At 39.4% G+C, this 22830-nt stretch carries 16 protein-coding genes and 1 tRNA gene; 8 read left to right on the top strand and 9 right to left on the bottom strand.

Annotated features, from left to right (window positions below):
• Positions 1 to 119: 119 nt before the first annotated feature.
• The gene (locus LXL81_RS10255; protein WP_234646690.1) at positions 120 to 671 is read right to left on the bottom strand and encodes a hypothetical protein; all 552 of its coding nucleotides are present in this window, start codon (positions 669 to 671) and stop codon (positions 120 to 122) included.
• A 244-nt stretch (positions 672 to 915) separates the two neighbouring features.
• Between LXL81_RS10255 and LXL81_RS10250 the strand changes: the two genes are divergently transcribed.
• Positions 916 to 1434: a DinB family protein gene (locus LXL81_RS10250; RefSeq protein WP_234646689.1), complete on the top strand. Its 519-nt coding sequence runs from the start codon at positions 916 to 918 to the stop codon at positions 1432 to 1434.
• A 61-nt stretch (positions 1435 to 1495) separates the two neighbouring features.
• Here LXL81_RS10250 and LXL81_RS10245 read toward each other — a convergent pair whose 3' ends face one another.
• Both LXL81_RS10245 and LXL81_RS10240 read right to left on the bottom strand, forming a co-directional pair.
• Entirely contained in the window at positions 1496 to 3505 is a 2010-nt protein-coding gene (locus LXL81_RS10245) for a thioredoxin domain-containing protein (protein WP_234646688.1), read from the bottom strand.
• Positions 3505 to 5160 (bottom strand): T9SS type A sorting domain-containing protein, encoded by a 1656-nt coding sequence (locus LXL81_RS10240; RefSeq protein WP_234646687.1) that lies wholly within the window; start codon positions 5158 to 5160, stop codon positions 3505 to 3507. Before LXL81_RS10240 ends, LXL81_RS10245 begins: the two co-directional genes overlap by 1 nt.
• A gap of 158 nt (positions 5161 to 5318) precedes the next feature.
• Here LXL81_RS10240 and LXL81_RS10235 point away from each other — a divergent pair, with 158 nt between their 5' ends.
• From LXL81_RS10235 to LXL81_RS10210, 6 genes are all read left to right on the top strand, one after another.
• Positions 5319 to 5777 carry a hypothetical protein gene (locus LXL81_RS10235; protein ID WP_234646686.1) on the top strand — a complete coding sequence of 153 codons (459 nt, stop codon included), beginning with the start codon at positions 5319 to 5321 and terminating at the stop codon, positions 5775 to 5777.
• Between the two features lie 79 nt (positions 5778 to 5856).
• Positions 5857 to 7173, top strand: coding sequence for an MFS transporter (locus LXL81_RS10230; protein ID WP_234646685.1), 1317 nt, complete (start codon positions 5857 to 5859; stop codon positions 7171 to 7173).
• 22 nt (positions 7174 to 7195) lie between these two features.
• Positions 7196 to 7270: transfer RNA gene (locus tag LXL81_RS10225), tRNA-Val, on the top strand.
• Between the two features lie 521 nt (positions 7271 to 7791).
• A complete protein-coding gene (locus LXL81_RS10220; RefSeq protein WP_234646684.1) occupies positions 7792 to 8478 on the top strand; it encodes a phosphatase PAP2 family protein in 687 nt (228 codons plus the stop codon).
• Between the two features lie 138 nt (positions 8479 to 8616).
• Positions 8617 to 9858 carry a sodium:proton antiporter gene (locus LXL81_RS10215; RefSeq protein WP_234646683.1) on the top strand — a complete coding sequence of 414 codons (1242 nt, stop codon included), beginning with the start codon at positions 8617 to 8619 and terminating at the stop codon, positions 9856 to 9858.
• Between the two features lie 669 nt (positions 9859 to 10527).
• The gene (locus LXL81_RS10210) at positions 10528 to 10752 is read left to right on the top strand and encodes a hypothetical protein (RefSeq protein ID WP_234646682.1); all 225 of its coding nucleotides are present in this window, start codon (positions 10528 to 10530) and stop codon (positions 10750 to 10752) included.
• A 551-nt stretch (positions 10753 to 11303) separates the two neighbouring features.
• Here the strand turns inward: LXL81_RS10210 and LXL81_RS10205 are convergent.
• Positions 11304 to 13883: a M12 family metallo-peptidase gene (locus LXL81_RS10205; protein WP_234646681.1), complete on the bottom strand. Its 2580-nt coding sequence runs from the start codon at positions 13881 to 13883 to the stop codon at positions 11304 to 11306.
• Between the two features lie 140 nt (positions 13884 to 14023).
• The gene (locus LXL81_RS10200; RefSeq protein WP_234646680.1) at positions 14024 to 14434 is read right to left on the bottom strand and encodes a nuclear transport factor 2 family protein; all 411 of its coding nucleotides are present in this window, start codon (positions 14432 to 14434) and stop codon (positions 14024 to 14026) included.
• 334 nt (positions 14435 to 14768) lie between these two features.
• On the opposite strand from LXL81_RS10200, the gene LXL81_RS10195 reads away from it, so the two are divergent.
• A complete protein-coding gene (locus LXL81_RS10195) occupies positions 14769 to 15248 on the top strand; it encodes a low affinity iron permease family protein (protein WP_234646679.1) in 480 nt (159 codons plus the stop codon).
• Between the two features lie 128 nt (positions 15249 to 15376).
• On the opposite strand, the gene LXL81_RS10190 is transcribed toward LXL81_RS10195, so the two are convergent.
• From LXL81_RS10190 to LXL81_RS10175, 4 genes are all read right to left on the bottom strand, one after another.
• Positions 15377 to 17779 (bottom strand): ABC transporter permease, encoded by a 2403-nt coding sequence (locus tag LXL81_RS10190; RefSeq protein WP_234646678.1) that lies wholly within the window; start codon positions 17777 to 17779, stop codon positions 15377 to 15379.
• Positions 17780 to 17872: 93 nt separating this feature from the next.
• The gene (locus LXL81_RS10185; protein WP_234646677.1) at positions 17873 to 20290 is read right to left on the bottom strand and encodes a TonB-dependent receptor domain-containing protein; all 2418 of its coding nucleotides are present in this window, start codon (positions 20288 to 20290) and stop codon (positions 17873 to 17875) included.
• Positions 20271 to 21551: an HTTM domain-containing protein gene (locus LXL81_RS10180; protein WP_409013879.1), complete on the bottom strand. Its 1281-nt coding sequence runs from the start codon at positions 21549 to 21551 to the stop codon at positions 20271 to 20273. The genes LXL81_RS10185 and LXL81_RS10180 overlap by 20 nt, the downstream gene beginning before the upstream one ends.
• Before the next feature lie 81 nt (positions 21552 to 21632).
• The gene (locus tag LXL81_RS10175) at positions 21633 to 22775 is read right to left on the bottom strand and encodes an imelysin family protein (RefSeq protein ID WP_234646675.1); all 1143 of its coding nucleotides are present in this window, start codon (positions 22773 to 22775) and stop codon (positions 21633 to 21635) included.
• Positions 22776 to 22830 lie beyond the last annotated feature (55 nt).

Genomic DNA, 22830 nt, shown 5'->3' with positions numbered 1-22830 from the left:
AAACGGTAGATTGATTAAATGATAATTACCTTCTTATAAAGAAAAATCGTACAAGTCAGGATATTTGAAAGCCATATCACATTACTGCGAAAGGTTTACAAAATATAAATATGAAGTTATCAGCAGTGCTCGGGAGGTGGTGTTTGAAGTTTTAATAGAAAGCGGGTAAACTTCACTTCCGCTGACGGATAGATGGCAATTGCATCACTGGCAAAAAATGCCTGGTGCTGAATTGAAAAATGATATGTGTTCTGAATATAATTTTTCATGAGATTATCCAGCAATTTCAAAGTTTTTCCTTGTGAAGAGTCTGCCGTCTGATTCGCGGGATCTGCAATAGACTGCATCTGATTTGCAAGTTCAAAAAACCGGTCACGGGCAGGCTGGTTCGATTTCAGCGTCACATACAAAGTGTCGTTTATATGGAGCACGTGGGTGGTATTATAAAATTGGCCGTTACTTTTCGTAAGACCTTCTATCTCATTTTCATTTTCCCAGCTATCTGTGTAAGGCAATGAAGGTACATAAACTTTCAGAAGCTGGTAATCCTCTTCGTTGTTTGAAGAAACAGAAGATTTATATTGATCGTCAAACAGAAGCACAGCAGTAGTGAGCCCTAACATGTTGTAGAGCAACAAAACCAATAAACCTATGGCAACTATTTTTTTCAATTTTCAGGGATTATTCTGTCAAATATAATAATTAATTTATGATTTTAAACTGTTCGGATACATAAAAGATATCAGAAATGCGTGTTACTATTATATTGCAAAATAATATTTTATAAAAATGAAAATTGATAAACTATGTTCTGCGAGCTCATTCGTTTGATGAATAAGTTATTCAAAGTATAATTTGTTAATAACTTTATATTTCAGATTTTCTACCCGTTTAAGACTTAAAATGCCCGTTTCTATGAAAAAATCGAACATTAATCCAATGCCGCCGTTTTTTGACCGGTACATTAATCTGGTGGAAGATATTGATATTTTTGACGCTTTTGAAAAGTATTCTCCCCAAAAGGTTTATTCGGAAGTTGAGAAACTTACTGATTTAGAGGACAAAGTTTATGCTCCTGGAAAATGGACAGTAAAAGATATATTGCAGCATATTATTGACAATGAGCGTATTATGGCTTATCGGGCGCTTCGTTTTTCGAGGAATGATAAAACTGCTTTACCAGGTTATGAGGAGGCAGAGCTTGCAGCAAACACGGTTGCTAGTAAACGTTCAGTTACAGATTTGCTGGAAGAGTTTAATTTGCTTCGTCAGACAACCATATTACTTTTTAAGAATATGAGTGATGAAATGATCCTTAATCCTGGGAATGCCAATAATATTGAGATTTCAGCTCTTGCGCTGGGATTTGTAATTATTGGCCATCCGGTTCACCACATGAATATTATCCGCGAAAGATATTTTCCTCTGTTGTAATACTCAGCAATGAAGAAAGCGTTCAGATTTCTCTGAATGCCTTCTTTCATTTTCCACCGTATCATCCAAGTTGTTCCAGCGCTTCTTTTACAGAGGTTACCGGCAACTGGCACGTTTTGTCATAACAAACATAAATCGCAGTTTTATCATTTAGCGTTGTCCGGTTTTCGAGCAGCGGTAGTTCAGATGAAGTTTTCGTACCTACTACCACTTTATTTGGGACAAAAAAACGGTCAAAATCTTTTCTGAGCACATCTGCATCTTCGCCCACAATAGCAATTTCGGCGGTAGGGGATGTTTGCTGGCAATAAAGTGCGGCCCAGTTTGTAACCCACTGCACATCGGCGATCAGAATCTTACTCATTTTGGAAAGCATCTGATCTGACAAATCAAGGTAATCCTGGCGATCAAGAATTTTTCCAAGGGTATATAAATTTTGCGCCATTATCGAGTTGGACGCTGGGATTACGTTATCAAACAATTCTTTTTTTCGCGCAATCAATGCCTCGCCTTCCGAATCAGTAAAGAAGAAATATCCATCCGAGGCATCGTAAAAATTCGAAATGGTGTAATCGCTCAAACGAACAGATTCTGTCAGCCATAAAGGATCAAAGGTGATTTGATATAACCCAAGATACGCTTCGATGACGGCTGCATAATCTTCCAGAAAAGCGGTTATGCTCGTTTTCCCGTTTTTATAGCTATGCCAGAGTTTTCCATCAACTGTCATTTTTTCCAATATAAACCGACCTGCGTTTACAGCCATATCTCGAATATATTCGTCGCCCAAAGCCTGATAAGAAGTTGTCAGACCTTTGATTAGCAGTCCATTCCAGGAAGCCAGAATTTTGTCATCAAGTCCCGGACGAATACGGCTTTTGCGTGCTTCTGCAAGCCTTTCAAGCGCGTTCTGGTATTTTTCGTCAAAAGTATCGGAATAAATTCCAGCTGCCCTGGCTGTTTCTGAAACGTAATTTGTCAGGTGCAGATGATTATATCCATCCTCCCAGTTTCCATGTGCGCTGATATCGTATAATTTGGAAAACCATTCAAAATCATCACCTAAAACATTTTGCAGTTCTGCTTTTTTCCAGATATAAAACCTCCCTTCAATACCTTCACTATCAGCATCAAGTGCAGAGTAGAAACCTCCATCCGGACTTTGCATTTCACTGCTCAGCCAGGAAATTGTTTTTGTGACACGATCGGAATACAGGCCATTATGCGTTAAAGAATATCCCTCTGCAAAAATGCCAAGCAACTGTGCGTTGTCATAAAGCATCTTTTCGAAATGAGGGATAAACCATTCATCATCAACCGAATATCTGGCCCACCCACCGGCAACGTGATCGTAAATACCGCCTAATGCAATTCTGTTGAGAGAAAGTTCAATCTGTGCAAGTGCTGCGGGATTTTGAGTTATGTCAAAATACCGTAACAAAAATTTATAGATCGATGGCATAGGGAATTTGGGAGCCCTGTCCATACCACCTTTTTTTATATCGAAATTTTGACTCAGTTTTTCATACATCTGATCCAAAGCATCAATTGAATAACCGGAATCAGAACTTTCCAGTCCATATTTGGTTGTTTCCGGCTGGATCATATTTTCGACAAATCCTTCGGCAGAATTGGCCAGTTCGTCGTAATGATTGGTAAAAGCATTGCTCACACTTTTCAAAAGCTGCACCCAGTTTTGCGGCGGCAAATATGTGACGCCATAAAAAGGTTTGCTATCCGGCAGCAGGAAAACATTGAGCGGCCAGCCACCACGAGTGCCCATGGCCTGCAAAGCGTCCATGTAAACGGCGTCAACATCCGGACGCTCCTCACGATCTACTTTTATACAAACAAAATGTTCATTCATCACATCTGCCACATTCTCATGCTCAAAACTTTCGCGTTCCATCACATGGCACCAGTGACAGGCGGAATATCCAATACTAACAAGAATTGGCTTGTTTTCAGCTTTTGCTTTTTGCAGTGCTTCGTCTCCCCAGGCAAACCAGTCGACCGGATTGTTGGCATGTTGCAATAAATACGGGCTGGTTTCTTTGCTAAGACGGTTCATTATTTTGTGATGATGATTTTTTGGGTAATCGTTTTGTTCGGACTTTTGAAACGTGCTATATATAAACCCATGCCAAGCTGCGGAAGCGTTACAGTCTGATCTGTTGAACCTGCAATGGCTTGCAGTTTTCCTGAATAAACCACTTTTCCCTGATTGTTGAAAAGATCAAAATCTACGCTAACCGTACCGTTAATTCCTGTAAGTCTCACTTTGGAATCCGCAGCCATAGGATTTGGATATAGAAATGCTTCCGTAATATTCGGTTCAGTTGAGGAATTATCCTGGCTAAGATCAAACTTGCATAGAAAAACTTCCTTGCCTTTCAGACTGATCGTTTTAACCCATTTCTGGTAAGAAAGTGTCACACTCGTCACATCACTATCGCCGGCATATGGATTTTGAGCTGCAATCAGAATGTTTCCATTTTTTACAACGCCACGCCAAACCGGTTTTTTGGAGGTCATCAAATCTCTTGCTGTTTCCGGGATCACCAGTTCATATGAGCCTTCAAACATATCCTTGAATTCCGAAAGCCGGTAAAGTCCGTAAATAAAATTCTCATAGGCTGCATAATTTTCCTGGCGTGAATTTGAAATCCCGCCATTTTCCCAAAGCCAAAGTCCTTTTGCTCCTGAAAAGAAAGGGAAAATAGCCGTTGCCTGTGCCTGAAAAGGCAAAATCATGGGAACCGTCGGATCGAAACTGTCATGAATCCGCATCCAGACAAATGGAATATTGGGTTTGTTGGACCACGCATTATTGACTTCAACCTGAAACAAAAGGTAAGTAAGATAGTCTTTGCCGATCGGACTGCTGTAACCATAATAATAGTAAGGAGACGGCGTCAGGCTCGTCAAGGAATTATAAAAACTGCCACCGATTTTTCCATTATCATCCTGCATCAAATAATGTGTACGGGCTGTATTTGTTGTCCAATCCTGCCAGCTGTTACTTTCAATATTCAACCAGGTTGCGCGTACAGGGACATCGCTGTAACTTGTTATGGTTGAAGATTTATCGAAACCTTTGTTTTTTAAATAGTTTACCGCTTCGGTATACCACCAGCGGATATCTCTTTTATAAGTCGCAATAAAATCGGCATCCGATAAATTCTTATACTTCGACGGCGTGGCAGCATTTGTTTTCAGCTTTAAAATATCACGATCCTCGGTCAGCATACGCTCAACATCCAGACATATGATATCTGCTTTTGGCAATCCGCTACCCTGCGAATCCTGGAAGCTGTTGGCCAGTAAAGTGAGATATTGTTCCCACCCCTGGCGGTAAGCGGTGGTATCATTTCCCCATGGACTTCTGAGATCATCCATTCCCCAGGGCTGATTTCCTGAATTGGTTGCAACACTATTCCACAGCAAAGCCCGGTTAGCGGCAGGTAACGTGGCGGGTTCATTTCCGGAAAATAAGGCGAGATGACTAAAACCGTGTTTTAAAGGAAGCGACTGGGTGTCACCAAAGCGCGGCCCGTTGTATATTATTTTGAAGGGCAAACTGAATTCCGGAAACTTATTCCACTCAATAGAATTGTTGGCAGTAACCGGATTTAATATATAAGATGGCGTACAATCCTGCGCAAAAGTATGGATAGAGCTGATTGTCAGCAGTGTAATTACAATTTGTAAATATTTTGATAACATATTTGTGTGTCGTTCGATAAGAATTGATGAAACAAATTCGTTAATTTTGCAAAACTCCCGGAAAATCTGTTAATTTAACTTTTACAAGATATTCACTTTTAAAGGTTTAAAATCAGAAACCGGAATTTTAGCCAAATTATTACTTTAAAAACACAAAAATGAATCGATTAATTAATCTTGTTGCTGTATTTGTCATTTTATTTTCACTTGGTTCTTGTGGAAGTAAAGATAATGACGATTCTGTGAAGCCTACGGAAAAGAGCAAAATTCTTGTAAATTATCCATGGCGCATGAGCTCGGTAACAGATTTGAATGGTAAAGCGATAGCTGATAATTTATTGAGTGCAGATACGAAAGCTATTGGTACCTACATGGATATCCAGTTTTTATCTAACAATGTTACGAAAGCTCTGGAACAAAAAACTAGTCAGGTAATCAACGGCGGTACTTGGTATTTGATCGATAACGACGCTACATTGGATATTGCGGTTACAGGCTTTTCCGGTAAATTTGGTGTTGTTGAACTGACAAATAGTAAATTAAGATTAAAAAGTACGATGCCCGTCGACGGTGTGGATACTGAAACGATCATGGTTTTTGAACCGGTCATAAAATAAAAAGCATTTTATAAATATTGTAAGAAAAGCGACAGAGGAATCTGCCGCTTTTCTTAGTTTTACAGGAAATATACCCTTTATGAAAAAGAACGATCCAAAAATAATCAATGCCTGGTGTATGTACGATTGGGCCAATTCTGTTCATGCCCTGGTAATCGTTTCAAGCATATTTCCTGTTTATTTTAGCGCCGCTGCACTAAATGCCTCAGCAGGAACAGGGTTCATTGATTTTTTTGGTATGTCAATTAAGAGTACGGTGCTCTTTTCCTACACAGTTTCTGCCTCTTTTTTATTTACAGCACTTTTAATACCACTTTGCACAGCCATTGCAGACTTTACCGGGCACAAAAAAAGGTTTATGAAATTCTTTTGTTATCTCGGTTCAGTAAGCTGTATGCTGCTGTTTTTCTTTACAAAAGATACACTCAATATTTCAGTCATGATTTTTGCATTGAGTCTGATAGGATGGAGTGGAAGTATTGTTTTTTATGATTCATATCTGCCAGAGATTGCGACAGAAGAAAATTATGATCGTGTGAGCGCAAAAGGGTTTTCGATGGGTTATTTTGGAAGCGTACTGCTTCTACTTTTCAATCTGAGTATGGTGCTTTTTCCATCTCTTTATGGTATAATTGATAAGGCTATGCCGGCCAGAATTTCGTTTTTTACTGTGGGTGTTTGGTGGATTTTGTTTGCCCAGATCCCGTTTAAATATTTACCATCTGCCAGTAAAAGCAAAAAACAGGTTGAAAACTGGATATTTAGCGGGTTTAAAGAACTTGTAAAAGTTTACGGACAACTACGGGAACAACCATATCTCGCCAAATTTCTGATTGCATTTTTTGTTTATACCATGGGATTGAGAACGGTTATGTACGTAGCGACAATATTTGGTTCAAACGAATTGAAATTACCATCACAAAGTCTGATTATCACCGTGCTTTTAATTCAGCTGGTAGGTATTGCCGGTTCTTATACGTTTTCCTGGTTATCTTCAAAAATCGGGAACATTTATGCGCTGATGATCGGTGTGGCCATCTGGATCGGCATTTGTGCCGGCGCTTATTACACAACAACTGCCGGACAGTTTTACGTTGTAGCCTGCGCGGTTGGTATGGTGATGGGTGGCATCCAGTCGCTTTCCAGGGCAACATATTCAAAATTGATACCTGAAAATACGATTGACACGGCCTCTTTTTTTAGTTTTTATGACGTCACTGAAAAGATCGCTATCGTGCTGGGAACATTCATTTACGGAACGGTTGAGCAAATCACAGGTAGTATGAGAAATAGTATTCTGGCCTTGCTTCTGATTTTTGTGATCGGTCTTATACTTTTATCAAGAATCCCTTCTCAAAAAGTATACAGATTCGAATTGCAGACGAAATCAAATTAATATATATTTACAACCATCAAAAAGGATGTTAGCTCAGTTGGTTCAGAGCGTCGCGTCGACAACGCGAAGGTCAGCGGTTCGAGCCCGCTACGTCCTACTGATTTGAACTTGCAGTTACGAAACAAAAACCCGTTCATTGGAGCGGGTTTTCGTTTTTATTTATGCTGAACTTAAAACTTTCGTTCAGTCTTCGAATGTTTTAATCTGTCTGCAACCGAAGCAATTGTCAGTCTTCCACTGGGATCATAAGGGCTGTAAATGGCATAAAGGCCAGGATCTGCATCCACACCCGACAGGACGCCAAATATTCGGGCATCGGTAAGAAAAACATTAGCTGAATCAGGCGATCCAAAGTCAGGATATCTTTCCTGATAAAATGTTAAGGCTTCATTTGTTACAGCCTGGGTAGTGGTAAGTCAATCAGGAAGCGCGTTAAAATCTTGTTAAATGAAATCGCCTTTTGAATTAAATCATAAAAAAAATGATTCACATATCGTAGCGGTAAGGTGGATGATTGCATTGAACACCGCCAACTCTAAATCGTGTCAATTCAAAAAGAATTCAGAATCTGACTATACATTTAGCACTGCTTGAAAAATTGTATTAAAACCTCTTTCTATGTTTCGTAAATTTTTGTTGCTGCAACTGGCTATTATTTTGTCGTTGCCATCTTTTGGCCAGCAGCAGGACTCTGTTCAGATCAATCAAAAGCTTTCTTTTACAAATAGGCAATTATACGTTCCCGGAATTTTAATGGCTTCCGGATTATTTACAACCGTGTTTTTTAAGGATCAGATCAAGTTCAAGATCCGGGATGAACGTAACAAACAGATACCTCATTTTCGCACCAAACTTGATAATTATCTGGAGTATGCCTCTTTACCCATCGCATATGGTCTGGATGTTTTTGGTGTAAAATCAAAAAACGATTTTCCAAACCGAACGGCAATTCTGATTAAAGGAGAATTATTTATGTACGCTTCCGTCACGATCTTAAAAAGTGTTTCGCATGAAACCCGGCCTGATGGAAGTGACCGTTATTCTTTCCCGTCCGGGCACGCTGCCCAGGCCTTTGCCACTGCTACTTTTTTGAGTGAAGAATACAAAGACCGGCTTCCCTGGATGCCATATGCGGCTTATACCATGGCGGGTACGACAGGATTACTTCGGATTGCGAATAACCGGCACTATCTCGGAGACGTGCTTTTCGGTGCTGGATTTGGGTTTTTGTCTATGAAAATGGCCTACTGGACGCATCAATATAAGTGGGGAAAAAATAGAAAAAAATCAACCCCGGTTTACTGAGTTGTAGGGTGGATCTGATGAAATTTAAGATAAGCGGGAAAAGTTTGGTAAGATCATTTTTTCAATTATTTCAAAAGGTAATTGACGCATCATATTAATTACGGCAAAAACAGGCATGATTATTTCCATGGCTGAGCCATGGATAGCTATATTATTACAATTACTTTGATAGGAATTGCAGCATTGGGAATGGCCTGGATGCCTTCTTTTACAAAAAAGACCGGTATTTCTGATTCCTTTGTTTATGTCCTTCTCGGTGCAGTTTCTTATTATTTCATAGACATGCTCCCGAAGCCGGATCCGGTGAGATATGAAGATTACACGGTTCATTTTACAGAATTTGTAATCATCATTTCGATCATGGGCGGCGGGTTAAAAATTGACCGGCCATTTTCCCTGAAAACCTGGGCTGTCCCGCTGCGGCTTCTAACTGTAACCATGGTTTTGTCAATTTTTCTACTGACCATGTTATGTTATCTGGTACTGCATTTTGACTTTGCATCTTCTCTGCTACTCGGTGCAGCATTAGCTCCGACAGATCCCGTTCTGGCGGCAGATGTACAGGTTGGGCCACCTCTGGAAACCACAAAAGATAATGTCCGTTTTGCCCTAACGGCCGAGGCGGGGATGAATGATGGTATGGGGTTTTCGTTCACCTGGCTTGCTATTTCCGTAGCGTCATTGGGCCCAAATAATGCCGGAAGTATTTTCGAATGGTTTGCCTACGACTTTGTATATAAAATTATAGCCGGAATAATTGCCGGTTTTTTGCTTGGAAAAGTGCTGGGTTATCTGATTTTCAATGTATCTCAAAAAACCCGGTTCATCAATATCAACGATGGATTTATTGCCGTTGCCTCTGCACTTTTGATATATGGTTTAACAGAAATGATCCATGGCTACGGTTTTATCGCCGTGTTTGTAGCTGCTGTAACACTTAGAAATTATGAGTTCACAAATGAATTTCATAAAGATCTTCACAACTTTTCTGATCAGGTAGAGCGGATTCTGGTTGCCATCGTTTTACTTGTTTTTGGCGGAAGTCTGGTTCATGGGATATTGGGTTCGCTGACATGGACCATGGCTATGGTTGGGATAATTTTTATATTTCTGATCAGACCATTCAGCGGTGTTGTAGGACTGATAAATACAGATCTGCATATCAAAGAAAAACTGGGTATCAGCTTTTACGGTATCCGGGGATTGGGATCGTTTTACTATCTCTCTTTTGCCATCACGCAGAAGGACTTTTTGTATAGTAATGAACTTTGGTCAATTGTTTCATTCATCGTATTACTATCCATCATAGTACACGGACTAACGGCCACAAGGGTGATGACTAAGCTTGAGAGTAAATTTTCAGAGGAGATAGTACATTGACATAGCCATCCGTAGGGTTGAATTTTATTTGATTAACCACAAAAGGTGGCCATTTCTATTATGAAATGACCACTTTTTTATTGTAATAAGCAATTTGTTTGGTTAATTCTTTTAGTATCAAAAAATCGATTTGGACGGTCAATTTAAGTGCGAATCTGTCCAGTATTATCCTGCTTAGTCACTATTGGCTAGTTACTAACAGCTACTTGTTATTAAACTTTCAGTGTCGCTTACGATAACGTCCTTCGTGCCATACGTATTTATTTCTTTTCCATTTGTAGTTTCCTGGAACCCAGACGTGTCTTGACGAAGGAGAAGCCGGAATTATCTCGACTCTTGCTGCTGGTGGGCCAGGTCTTCTTCTTTGGCTGACACAACCAACAGCAAGCATTGTGCATAGAAAAAATATACCGTACGCAGTGAATTTTTTTAGATTTTTCATAAAACAGTAGGTTGATGATTGGTGAACCATTGTTGCAGTGAATTTATAATTCGTTCCTGCCAGCATCTTTTTGATTATGAAATGTGCGGATGGTTTAAAGTCACCACTGGAATATTTAAAATGGTCTATTTAAATGGGCCTATTTGGTCTGTGAATGTGGAATTTTGGTATAAAATTTTTCTGGACTGATTTTTTATTGTGCAGAATAAGTACTACTCAAAACCACTATGAAAAATAAAATATATCCACCGGATCAGGCCAAAGTGCTCTTTACGGACGTGAAAGGGGTAAGGCGCGAAGGTGTTTACGTGTTGGACATGAATGCCTATGTAGAATTAGTTGAAAGTTCGGATACACAGGATTGCAATAACATTTTCCCGGAGGGGGAAATTATTCAGTGGGAATTTTTGGAATCAGAAAATTCTGATTCTGAATATATAACTGTTTTATAGTACCTTTTCTTAGAAATTTTAAAATTAAGTTATTAAAATATTCTGCAAAATCCCGGCTTTAACCTGTTACATGCGATTTTTAGAGGTGATTAATTGAAAAGGAAAATACCATAGAATAATTTCTTGTGTTCTATGCTCTTGTTATTCTCCTTGTATATAATATATTTGTACTATAACACACTTACTAAGTGTGTAGAGGAGGGTAACATATATAAGAATCTCGGGCTTCCGGGATTCTTTTTTTTATTTATAAATGGTTGATAAAGAGTTGATTTCTATCAGATTGTTGCTGATTTAAAACCTAAATTTATGATTTTTTTAAAGTTCATTTTTCTTTTAAAAAAGATTTCGGTGAGGGATTGATGAGGATCATAATCGAATAAATTCTAAAAAATTTTAATTTCTTATGGAGTTTTTCAGAATAAAATTTTAATTAAATTCTCAGAGCCTAACATTTGCCTTAATCCAGGATACTAAAAAATGATTTCATCTATTAAGTCGAAAAAATTTGAGTAAGCTCATTGACCGAATTTTCAGGTACATCCTTTTGTTCAGGGACTTTTAATCAGAATTTCTGAATACGAATTTTTATCATCATAGATTTTCAATATATAATTCCCCACAGACAAGCCCGGTAGATTTTTCATTTCATAATTCGTCTCACCAGCGTAAATATATTTTTGTTCACTTCTTATCAGCCTTCCCTGAATATTGTAAAGTGTGAAATACAACAGTCCTCTATTTAAAGTTTTGATAGATAACTTCAAATGATCCTGAAATGGATTGGGCCAGATCGTTAGATCAGAATTCGCTAATGCATTAAAATTCAGAGCTACAATTCTTGAATAAATAAAATTGTCAGAACCATCGGGCATTCTTATACGGTAATAAAATGATGGAACATTTACTGTCCCTAGTTCCTCACTAAACAGATATTTATTGGTTTGTGAGGAAGGACCGCTCCCTGCAACTTTTCCAATTCGTTGAAAATCTTTTGCGTTAGTACTCTTTTCAATATCAAATATAAATCCTGCATCTTCATCGGTTGTTTCCCATTGCAGCAGTGCGTTATTGTTTTGCCTGGATACATTAACAGAAATGAATTTGACAGGCAAAGGTGTAGTCTGAATTAGATTCACCAGATAATCTTCCGTTTCTCCCAAAGAAAGATTATCACAGGAATTAAATCCAGCATAGAAATAATTCGATCTGATACGGATTCTGGTGGTTAAAGAAATTTGATTATCCGGAATTTTAAAAGTCCCTGAAAAGCTTTCCGTCAGCGAAGTTTTCGTTTCGGCGATCAGCTCATCCGTTGTAAATTCTCCATCATTATTGTAATCAATCCAGGCTTTTACCTGCTGTGCAAAATTATAGCCTATCAACGAAAAATTGAAAGCATAACTTTGTCCGGAACTGAGCTGGGGAACAGGAGCGGAGGTATTAAAAGTATAACCCCCAACCGCGCAATCAGATGCTACACTTAGTGGAAGATTATTGATAGTTACGGAATTCAGTCCGATCCCAATCGCTTTGGAGCATTGGTCAGCGGGTTGACAATAAGTTGGTTGGCTATTGTTTGTGGCAAAGGTCTGTATTTCTGTATACTCAGAACAATTTCCTTTAACCCTCCAGTTATAGCTGGTATTAGGTAATAAATTTGATAACAGTATAGTATTTTTAGTAGTTTGAAACTCGATCCAGTTACCCGAAGAATTAACATTTTTATATTGAATGATATGTGTAGTATTTGATCCGCTGAAATTCCATTGCAACCGTGCACTGCGCGCTGCGACATTGTAGGCCAGTAAATCTGACGGAACACTATTTGAAACGGGCAAAGTTGCATTATTTGAAACTCTGCTGCGTATCAGATTGCCGGGAAGCGGCCCAAAACCCAGGGCCAGATTAATTCCGATGCTCGTGTTTTGGCAATAACTCATAATTGTTCCGCCGTTTACCGGGGTTGGTCCGGGCGGGCAGTTTCCTTCCACAGTCGTGCAGTTGTCTATTGCTCCGCCAGGCCATATGCAGGAATGGGTATGTGGAGAGCCGAGGTTGTGGCCAAGCTCATGCGCAAATACCTTTACATCCCATGAATAGGCAGGTACAATTTTGTAATTACCATAAATCATATTCACGCCATAGGCCTTACTACGGTCGTCCATGGCTTCCATATTTGCGTTCCCGCCACCGAGTGGCCGGCAGGTTAGTAGGTGTGCAAATTGCCCTGGAAAGTTATTGTTTTTTGCATTCCAATAGCTCTGAAATACATTTAACGCGTCATCTAAATTTGTTTGGCTGGACGCATAAGGATCAAGCGTATCCCAAATGTAAAGTCCTGATATACGAAATGCAATATTTTCTGCATTGAACAAAGTGGCAACCTGATTGAACATGCCCAGAACATAAGCTGTGACATTGGCTTTACTGCCTAGTTTGTCATAGACTGATTTGTCTGTTTCAATATACACCCCTAGATATTTACATTCAGTTACATCTGATACTGACGCAATACGGGCATTTTTTGTTTGGTTAAAATCCTTTTCTAACGAACCACACAAGAATTGAAAACCAGTAGTGATATCATTTTCATAGTACAGAATATAGCTTGTTTCTGTTGAAGCCGGATCCTGATTTTTTCCTAAAATTCTGGTTCCGCTACTGTCAATTATCATCCCGGAAAGCTCATTATTAATAAAACTTAATGATGCCAATGAGCTGTCATCGCCTTTAATTTTTCCACGGTAAAATGTGCTTTGGTCAATAATCGCCTGTGTCTGGCTTTTGTCGGCAAGATTGGAGACATTAAAATCTGCGGATGTAATGATGACGGGAACGAGTTCAAGTTCAATTGGTATTTCGTCAATACCAGGAATTTGAATATTCAGATTTTCATTTTTTTTTGCAGTAAGGCTAAGAAAGTAATCGGCGTTAAAATCCAGCGAGATCAGACGCGTGTTTTGTTTGATTTCTTTGAATGATGCGTTTACCTTTTTACTGAGAAAGCTATTTTCCGCTAAAATGGTTTTTTGTGGATTTTCCAGCTGTTTTAACATTTCTACGGACTGAGCAATAGCCAAGTTTGCTGTCAAACAAGTCAGCATAAGTATAGTAAAAGTTCTAAACATTCTTTCTTTGTAGGGGAAGATTAAATCTGACGGAACAATAGGGATGTTAAGTAGATAACAGAGAAATAAAGTTAGAACTTTTAATATTAATACACCTTATTTAATTGGTTTACTTTGTGTTGGATTTTTTTGTAGGACGATTATAACCTTCGTTCTTCTTCTCTGATAGCCAGGTCGTTGATGCTTGCAAATCTTCTTTGCATCAATCCATTTTCGTCAAACTCCCAGTTCTCATTGCCATAGGCGCGAAACCACTGGCCGTCTTTATCATGGTATTCGTATTCAAAACGTACCGCGATGCGGTTTTCAGTGAAAGCCCAAAGTTCCTTTTTTAGTTTATAGTTTAATTCCTTTTTCCATTTGTCAGATAGAAATTTTACGACTTCCTCACGGCCATTTACGAATTCAGAGCGGTTTCTCCATTCGGTATTCATTGTGTAGGCAAGGGAAACTCTTTCAGGATCCTGGCTGTTCCAGGCATCTTCGGCGAGCTGGACTTTTAGGGTGGCGGTTTCAAAATTAAACGGTGGTAAAGGAAGTTTCTGTTCCATAATAATCATTAATAAGGTGTCGATTTATTTATTTTGATTCACATCCTCAGAATTTCAAAGGACATATCGGTCAATTCACTTTTCCTGACAAATATATGCTTGCACATTACGTTTGCAATTGTATAAATCAATGAATTTGTGGTGGTGAATGGGGGAGTTTGCTTGCTTTCATTTTTGTATTGATATATCAATTGGCATTTCATCATCAGATTAAATAGTGATTAAATAAACGTTATCAGCTGCATTTATACTGAAAATGAGAAAAACCGGCATAAAAATTTGATGGTTTTGAATTCAATCTGAAAAATGACCGTCCACTATAAAATTTACTTCAATGCCGAATAAAGTAAGTGCTACGTTTGAAAAAATTGCATCAAAAATCACGAACTGGACGGGGAGTTCGCCAGCATTCCTGATTGCATTTTTGATAATCCTTGCCTGGGGAATCATGGGGCCGGTTTTCAAGTACTCGGATACCTGGCAGCTGGTCATCAACACCTCCACAACCATCATCACTTTCCTGATGGTATTCATCATTCAAAAATCCCAGAATAAAGATTCCAAAGCGATACATCTGAAACTGAATGAACTGATTGCAGCCAGCCGTCATGCCAGTAACCGAATGGTGGACATTGAGGATTTGAGTGAAGACGAACTTAATGTATTACATCAGTTTTACCAGAAGTTATCTGACATTTCAGAAGACGATGACGACATTCATCGTTCACATTCCATCGATGCCGCAGAACATTTGCAAAAGGAAAAGAATGATTTTAAAAAGGCAAAAAAGTCGGACGCAGGTGTCGCCGAATAGCAGTGGGTGTTGTGCACATACTTTCAATCAATCTATTAATTTGTGATTTTGATATTATAATTTAAACCATTAACAATCAATCTATTAGATTGTTAATGGTTTAAATTATTTCAACAAATGAGACAGGTTCAATCCATCCTGATAGCTTTTACTGGATTCATAACTGCTGCTTTGTAAGTTATGAGACTAACCAGAATGCAGACAACCGTAGCAAAAATAACACCGACGGATGCGAAGCTAATCCAGCCAATTTCAATACGGTATGCATAATTTTGAAGCCATTTATTAACGCTGAAAAAGGCCAGCGGAAATGCGATTAAGATGGCAGCAAGAATGATCATTAAAAATTCTTTCAAAAAGAGCATCGTAACATTCGCATAGGAAGCTCCCAGCACTTTGCGTATCCCAACCTCGCGCGTTCTCCGGGAAACATTCAGGGAAACCATTCCCAAAATTCCAAGCAACACGATGATGATTGAAAGTATGGTAGCGACGTTGGCAGCGCGTTTTAATTGCATTTCGGTCTTGTAGAGTTTAGCCAGCGTATCGTCCATGAAAGAATATTCGAAAGCTGTTTCCGGCATCAGGGTGCGCCATTTATTTTCAATCGCAGCGATGGATTGAGAAATATTTCCGGCGGGGATTTTAAAGGAAAGGAAACGATAGATATTCGCATTTCGAATATGAAGAAAAGCCAGTGGTTTAATTTCCTTATGCATGGACTCAAAATGAAAATTTTTGATCACACCTCTTATGGTCAGGGGTGCAGGGCTGAAATGCATCTTAATTTGTTGTCCGATGGCATCCTGTGGATTCAAAAATCCAAGCGATTTTGCTGCTTCTTCATTCAGGACAATTTCATCTGACTGGTACACTCCCTGTTTGGCATAGAAAAATCTTCCAGCCAGAAGAGATAGTTGGTAAGTGTCAGCATACTTCTCGTCGGTGGATAGAGTCTGGGTGTAAATTGCCTGCGTAGAATCCTGACCTATTTTGTATAATCCCGTGTTTCCTCCAAAATTTCCATTCGGAATTTCATAGGATAAACTAACATTACTCACTTCTTTCAAACGGGACATTTCCTCGCGGATTGCCTCCATTTTGGTAAGTCCTTCCGGCGTCCAGTCCCTTGGTGTTGCTATTGAAATGATTGATTCTTTGTTATAACCCAGATCTTTGCTGAAAAAATAACTGACTTGCCTGGCGACAAGTGTAGCTGCTATAAATACAAAAAGGGCTGTCGAAAACTGGGAGGCTATCAGTATTCTTCTGAATAAAATATTTTCTTTAACAGATTTTAATTTTCCCTTTACGGACTCAATTGCTGGCAGGGAAGATAAAATAAATGCAGGATAAATCCCTGCCAGCAAAGCTGTACAAGATGCTATAAGAACAATAATAATCAATGAATAAGGCAAAAGGGAGAAAATTGAATTAATATTTTTGCCAAGCATCTCTTCAAAATACGGACGGAATAGTTCATAAAAGCCAATAGACAACAACATTGAGATGAAAGCGAGAATAAAGGATTCAGCCAGAAACTGGAAAATTAATTGTTTTCGCATACTTCCCAATACTTTCCGGACGCCAATCTCTTTCAGCCTGGAAGACGAATTCCCAATGGAAATATTGACAAAATTAACCACAGCCATCATCAATATAAAAATGGATACGCCTAGAAGAGTGTAGATCATTTTTCTTACCAGACCGTTATTTTGATCCATATAAAATGATCTTAACGGTGTCAGGTATACCTGCAAATTAGCCTTGATATTTTCCGAAGCATTAGTGCTTAATATCTGTGTAATTGGTTTTTCAAGATCTTTCGCAGTTACACCGTTTTTCAGTTCTATAAAAGTTATCATGTACGCAAAAGACCAGCTTTCCGCTCCGTCTCTTCCATTAAGTCCGTTTAGGGGAATGAAGATTTCCGCAGGTAATTTCAAAAGATTGGTTACCGAATTATTTGGCAATGATTTCAGAACGGCCGTAATCCTGAATTCCTGTTTTCCCCCGATAAAATTAGCCAGAGTAATATTTTTACCTAAAACATCATTTGTCCCAAAATAATTAACCGCTTTTTCCTCAGTTAGTGCAATGGAATTTGGTTGAGACAATGCCGTCGCCGGATCGCCATATAACAATGGAAAACCATACATGCCGAGCAGGGTAGAGTCGCCGCATTGCACTTCCTCGCGGAAATGTTTATCACCTTTTGAAACGGCAACGGTTATGCCGTCATATCGGTAATAATTCGCAACCAGGTTTGGATATTCTTCTTTTAACGTTTTCCCAAGCGGACCAAGCGTTGCAATTTCAACACCCATATCGGGCTGTTTCCATTTACTTTGCAGGATGTACTGATTATCTGGATTTTTTAATTTTTTGTTTACCTGCAATTCACCCCAGACATAACTTCCGATCAGGAATGTGAATGTCAGTCCGGCCGATAAACCGAGAATACTAACCAGTGAAAAGAATTTTCGCTTGACCAGATTGCGCCAGGCAATTTTGAAGTAGTTTTCCAGCATAGCTTTTTTGTGATAAAAGTAGGTTTCACAAAGCTGCTAATCTAATGTATGAAAGCTATTTAACGATTTTTAACTTTCATACATCAGAGCGATTTAAATCTTTACCTGGACGGTTATATAAAATCCTCTACCGTCTGAGGGCAAAATACCAGGCCCCGGATAACCCGTAGCACGACGGGTGAAATACATCCGGTTCGCGAGATTATTAACGCTTCCCTCAAATCTCAGCTTTTTAATTTCGTATGAAACGCTTGCGTCCATAATGGTGTAGGCCGGAATAATTCCAACAACACCCGTCACGCCGCCGTCAACTGCATTGGTCGCCTCGGTAAACTGGTCGGATAAATGGGTATATTGAAATGATGCTTTCAGATTTTTATAGCCCAGTCGCAGACCGGATTTGATATTGAATTTTGGAACAAATTCAACCTGTTTTCCCTTCACACCCACAATTTCACTTTCTTTATAAGTGGAATGAATGACAGCAATGTTTGTAAATAAAACGCCACTAAGATTTGATTTGGGTACCAATAATTTCCAAAAATCCGCTTCGCCGTAAGATTCCAATCCCATGATCACAGCCCTTCCGACATTTCCTCTTTTCCTGAGCACGCGGTTGCTTTCATCATAAAATTGTACTTCTCCGATACGGTTGTTATAATTCAAATAAAATCCACTTACATCAAAATTATAAAGCGAAGTCTGATAACTCCTGATTCCGATATCCAGCGAATGACCTTTTTCATCTTTCATATTCGGATCAATAACGGATGAAGGATTTGAAATCCGCATATCGCTGAAAGTGATCGAACGATAATTCTGGGAAATATTTCCATACATATCCAGATACTGTGCTGGTTTGTAACTCAACCCCAAACCGGCAATTACAAACTGCCTTCCGTTGGTTCTGTATTCATCCGTTTTTGAGATATTGATGATATTACCCGCCAGGTCCCTGGAAATGTTTCCATAATAACCGTCGGCAATAGTATGAATGTATTCAAAGCGAATTCCCGGAGTGACGGAAAATCTGTCATTTACATACAACACGTTTTCAGCAAAAAGAGAAACATTGCGGTTTGGAAAACGATAATCATACGTTACCAGTTTGTCGGCGTCAACGAAATTAAAATTTGCATCCTTGCCAGTACTTCCCGATCCCTGTAAACTGTGGTTGAAACCGTGATAATACCTGGACCCTACCAATAAAACAGATTGCATTTTTCCGGTATAGTAACGTTTTAGATATCTGGCTTCCGCACCCCAGTTTGTGAAATTCCCCTTGATTAAATCCCGCTCACTATTATCGTCAACCGTTGCAACGCGATTTGGACGGAAACCAAGTGAGTAACGGGAAGCAGATAAACCAAAAAGTCGCAGGTTAAATTCATTCATCGTATTGAACTGATGATCCAGATGAAAAGCCAGCATATTCCAGTTGACCTTAAACCAGTTTCGTTCCCGGTTACTTTGGCGGGGATTTGTTTTGAACATATCATCCGACAATCCGCCTGGTTGCTGCGCCAGGTAATTCATGTGGGTGATGTCCACACCAATTTTTGTTTTTTCAGAGATTTTATAATCGATATCTGAAAAGACAGTTACATTGTTAAAATGAGAATTCGGCCGCCAGCCATCGCCTCTTTTGTATTGAACAAAGGTGTAGTAACTGAGTTTTCCAACCGTTCCGCTTGCACTCGTAAAGGAATTATAAAATCCAAAAGAGCCGGCACTTTGCCTGACTACCAATTCGAGCTTCCGGTTTTCAACCGGCTTTTTCATTACAAAATTTAACAATCCGCCAAATTGTGTTCCATATTGAAGTGAAGCCGCACCACGAATAATCTGTATTCTTCCCACTGCTTCAACAGGCGGGGTATAGTAACTTTCCGGATATCCAAGTGCATCGGCACTGATGTCATATCCATTTTGACGAACATTAAAATTGGAGCTCCGGTTGGGATCCAGACCACGGCCGCCGATGCTCAGCTGCAATCCTGCACCATCATTTTCATAAATATTCAGTCCGGGAACACGGGCATATACCTGTCTGGCGTTGTTGGTGGCGAGATTGGCAACCAGCTTGTCCGGCAAAATAACTTCGGTTTTTTTGCCTTCATAAATGCCCATATTTTCAACGCCACGCATTCTGGTATAACCAAAATCACTTTGTTTTTCAGTGACAGTAACTTCATCCAGATCATTTTCTCTGCTCTGCAATACAATCTTTAAAAAAATTGGCTGGCCATCTGCTTTAAATGAATGCTGATAAGATTTAAAATCGGGATGCGAGATGTGCACGGTGTGATTACCCGGGCTTATAGCAGGAATTGCAAATTTACCGTTGTCGTCACTGATAACACTCTGACCACCCTTGGTAATATAAACCGAACAACCGGATATAGGCAAACTGTCCTTTTTTGATATGATCATTCCGGTGAGCTGACTTTGAGCCAGCGATTTGGTAATGATCAGACAAAATATAAAAATATTAAAAACCTTTAATTTCATTATCGAATGGTGTTATCCAGGATTTGTGTTGGAATGATTCGGTTTCTGCTGCCAGGTTAACGTCCGGACTAATCAGTGGCTGCCCCATACGGCCATTAAGCGCGACGTAAGAATCCACATAAACTTCCGGATTTTCGAATCCGTGCTGAGTGTAATAATCACGAAGTATGTGGGAATATTGTAAAATCATGTCGGGTTGGGTTGACATGGCTTTTTCCTGTAAAGTGGTCAAAAACAAATTGTTATTAACAATCAGACTTTTTCCGGATTTATCTTTAATCTGAAATTGGGTATACCCGGCCTTTTCCATCAGCATCACGCGCCACGAAAACCGATAGCCTTCCTCGGTCCAGAATAATTCACCGGGATAAGCCAGATACCGGAATGGAATGATAAGTTGAAGCAGAAAAAAGATTGTAAAAGTTACTGTAACTATGTTAGTGGACAGTCTGGTTGGGGAATATTTTTTATTGTTTATCAAAAATGAAACTGGCAATCTTAGTACGCTTCCAAGTTTAAAAATTATGTTTTGATGAAAATGGCCTGAGAAAAATATTGTCGCCGTGACGATCATAATATACGGAAACATGCCGATCGGGAACAGGATGGCGGTTAGTATATGGAAAATAACCACCGCAATAAAAGCTAAGGGACGCGTTTTTTTGTTCCAAAGTAAAAACGGAATACTCAGATCATACAAACATCCAAACCAGCTGAATACATAAGGAATCCATTCATAATTGAAAAGAAAACCAATGACCGGCATATCATTTTTGGCTGGTAACCAGATTCTTAGCGGTAATGCATTTAAGAGCCAGTCGCTGTTTAATTTGGCAAGACCGGCATAAAAATAGAGAATGCAGACCATAGCTTTAATAGAAAAAATGCACCAGACCGGAATCTGACCCGCGTGCACTGTTTTATTCCGGCAGGCATCAACGGAAAAGTAAACATGGGCAGGCAAAAAGATTAGCATAAAACTGATAATACTTACAAAATAATAGTGATTTAAGTAAGTGGATTTGTCGATCAGTTCTATGTAAGTAAAACTAAGAAAAAGTCCTATACTGGCAATTCTGTAAAATAATCCCAGAGCCACCAACAAGGCAGCAATGCCGCATATGGCAAACAAAAAATAGGTGTATTCTCCTAACGGCCTGATGAATTCGAAACCGTAAAAGGGGAAAAAATATTGAGGTTTTATATACAATTGTCCGATCCATCCCTTGCTCCAAAACCGGATTATGCTCAAAAAAAGCATAGTGCCAAAAGCAATCCTGAAAACAGCCAAAGGAGCGGCAGAAGTATACGATTGTAAAGTTTTAAACACAGAATAATTGTATTAATCTCCGTCGTTATCTGTATAGGTAATTGTAATACTCATCGCAGAAGTCATGTCGACTTTCAGGATACGCACGGCTTTTTGCATTTCCGTGTACGTGTCTTTCATTGCCTGATTATTGGTTTTTACCTCATCGTAAAGACTAGGTTTCAACGTAGTCAGTTTTGTTTTGATCACTTCAAACTGCGTGTTAAGGATTTCAGATAATGTTTTCCCGGTTGCGCTGTCTTTTGCTCCCAATGCATTCAGATAGGATTTTAAAGAAGGGCCTTCGACACCGGTTGTAAAATTCTTTCCGTTAAAAAAATCAACAAAAGCCTGCTGGGCTGTTTTTGCCAGGGTCAATGACAGATCTTTTTTGTAAAAACTTTCCACTTTTTCTGGTGCCGGAACGCCGTTCAGCATAGCTCCTGACGGAATGCCAAATTTTCCTGACCTGATATATCGCTCATAGTGAAGTACATATGCGTTGACCATTTGAGAAGCGGAAGAGCTGATATCCAGTCCTGTTTTGCTGATAAAAGTTTCACGCGCAGTACTTCCCCAATCGTTTCTTACTTTGCTGATCAATCCGCCCATCCTGTTCGTTAGCCTGGTCAAATGTGCAAGACGTTTTGCGCCGTCCGTTGGTGCGCCATAATATGCTAAAATGGCTGGATCATCCGCACCCACGCCATTGATCATATAATCTAAAGCTGGAAAACCCTGTCTGTCATAAGAAGCCGGGACCTCAAAGTTTGGTGACAGCTCAGAAATATCGCTGTTGATACCGGCAACATTGGCTGGATATATATTGAAATAACTTCTGATAGCATACTTTTCGCCCGGTCCAAATTCAAAAAGCTCCACTTTCTGCCATTCTACGTAGGCATCCGCCCAGGCCTGGCGTAATGCCAATAATTCAATCTGCTCAGGCTTAGCGACAAATGCGCTTCTTTTAGCAAGCATCAGGTCAAATTTTGTCTGGAAACTGGCGTAGGATGTGATTATAATATTATCTGCCAGGTTGGTCAGCATATCTTTTCTGTTCTTATCCTGGACGTCAATCGTTTCCGTCGGCGCATCACTGCTTCCCGAACAAGCCCAGATTGCACTGGACAGAAACAAGATTATTGCACCTTTTTTGAAGTTAGCTAGTATCATCTTTTAAACAATAATAGTGGACTGGTGCGCTAGCAGCCAGTCCACTGAGGAATAT

The sequence above is a fragment of the Dyadobacter sp. CY356 genome (assembly GCF_021440195.1).
Classification (GTDB): Bacteria; Bacteroidota; Bacteroidia; order Cytophagales; family Spirosomataceae; genus Dyadobacter.
Note: the sequence above shows the minus strand (reverse complement) of the source record. Positions and strands in the feature narration are given on the sequence as shown.

What these genes read in the sequence shown, in the direction of transcription:
- LXL81_RS10220 (WP_234646684.1), top strand. Translation starts at nt 7,792, where the DNA reads ATGTTTCGTAAATTTTTGTTGCTGCAACTGGCTATTATTTTGTCGTTG.
- LXL81_RS10200 (WP_234646680.1), bottom strand. Translation starts at nt 14,434, where the DNA reads ATGGAACAGAAACTTCCTTTACCACCGTTTAATTTTGAAACCGCCACC.
- LXL81_RS10250 (WP_234646689.1), top strand. Translation starts at nt 916, where the DNA reads ATGAAAAAATCGAACATTAATCCAATGCCGCCGTTTTTTGACCGGTAC.
- LXL81_RS10215 (WP_234646683.1), top strand. Translation starts at nt 8,617, where the DNA reads ATGGATAGCTATATTATTACAATTACTTTGATAGGAATTGCAGCATTG.
- LXL81_RS10210 (WP_234646682.1), top strand. Translation starts at nt 10,528, where the DNA reads ATGAAAAATAAAATATATCCACCGGATCAGGCCAAAGTGCTCTTTACG.
- LXL81_RS10190 (WP_234646678.1), bottom strand. Translation starts at nt 17,779, where the DNA reads ATGCTGGAAAACTACTTCAAAATTGCCTGGCGCAATCTGGTCAAGCGA.
- LXL81_RS10175 (WP_234646675.1), bottom strand. Translation starts at nt 22,775, where the DNA reads ATGATACTAGCTAACTTCAAAAAAGGTGCAATAATCTTGTTTCTGTCC.
- LXL81_RS10245 (WP_234646688.1), bottom strand. Translation starts at nt 3,505, where the DNA reads ATGAACCGTCTTAGCAAAGAAACCAGCCCGTATTTATTGCAACATGCC.
- LXL81_RS10235 (WP_234646686.1), top strand. Translation starts at nt 5,319, where the DNA reads ATGAATCGATTAATTAATCTTGTTGCTGTATTTGTCATTTTATTTTCA.
- LXL81_RS10205 (WP_234646681.1), bottom strand. Translation starts at nt 13,883, where the DNA reads ATGTTTAGAACTTTTACTATACTTATGCTGACTTGTTTGACAGCAAAC.
- LXL81_RS10230 (WP_234646685.1), top strand. Translation starts at nt 5,857, where the DNA reads ATGAAAAAGAACGATCCAAAAATAATCAATGCCTGGTGTATGTACGAT.
- LXL81_RS10195 (WP_234646679.1), top strand. Translation starts at nt 14,769, where the DNA reads ATGCCGAATAAAGTAAGTGCTACGTTTGAAAAAATTGCATCAAAAATC.
- LXL81_RS10185 (WP_234646677.1), bottom strand. Translation starts at nt 20,290, where the DNA reads ATGAAATTAAAGGTTTTTAATATTTTTATATTTTGTCTGATCATTACC.
- LXL81_RS10180 (WP_409013879.1), bottom strand. Translation starts at nt 21,551, where the DNA reads ATGCTTTTTTTGAGCATAATCCGGTTTTGGAGCAAGGGATGGATCGGA.
- LXL81_RS10240 (WP_234646687.1), bottom strand. Translation starts at nt 5,160, where the DNA reads ATGTTATCAAAATATTTACAAATTGTAATTACACTGCTGACAATCAGC.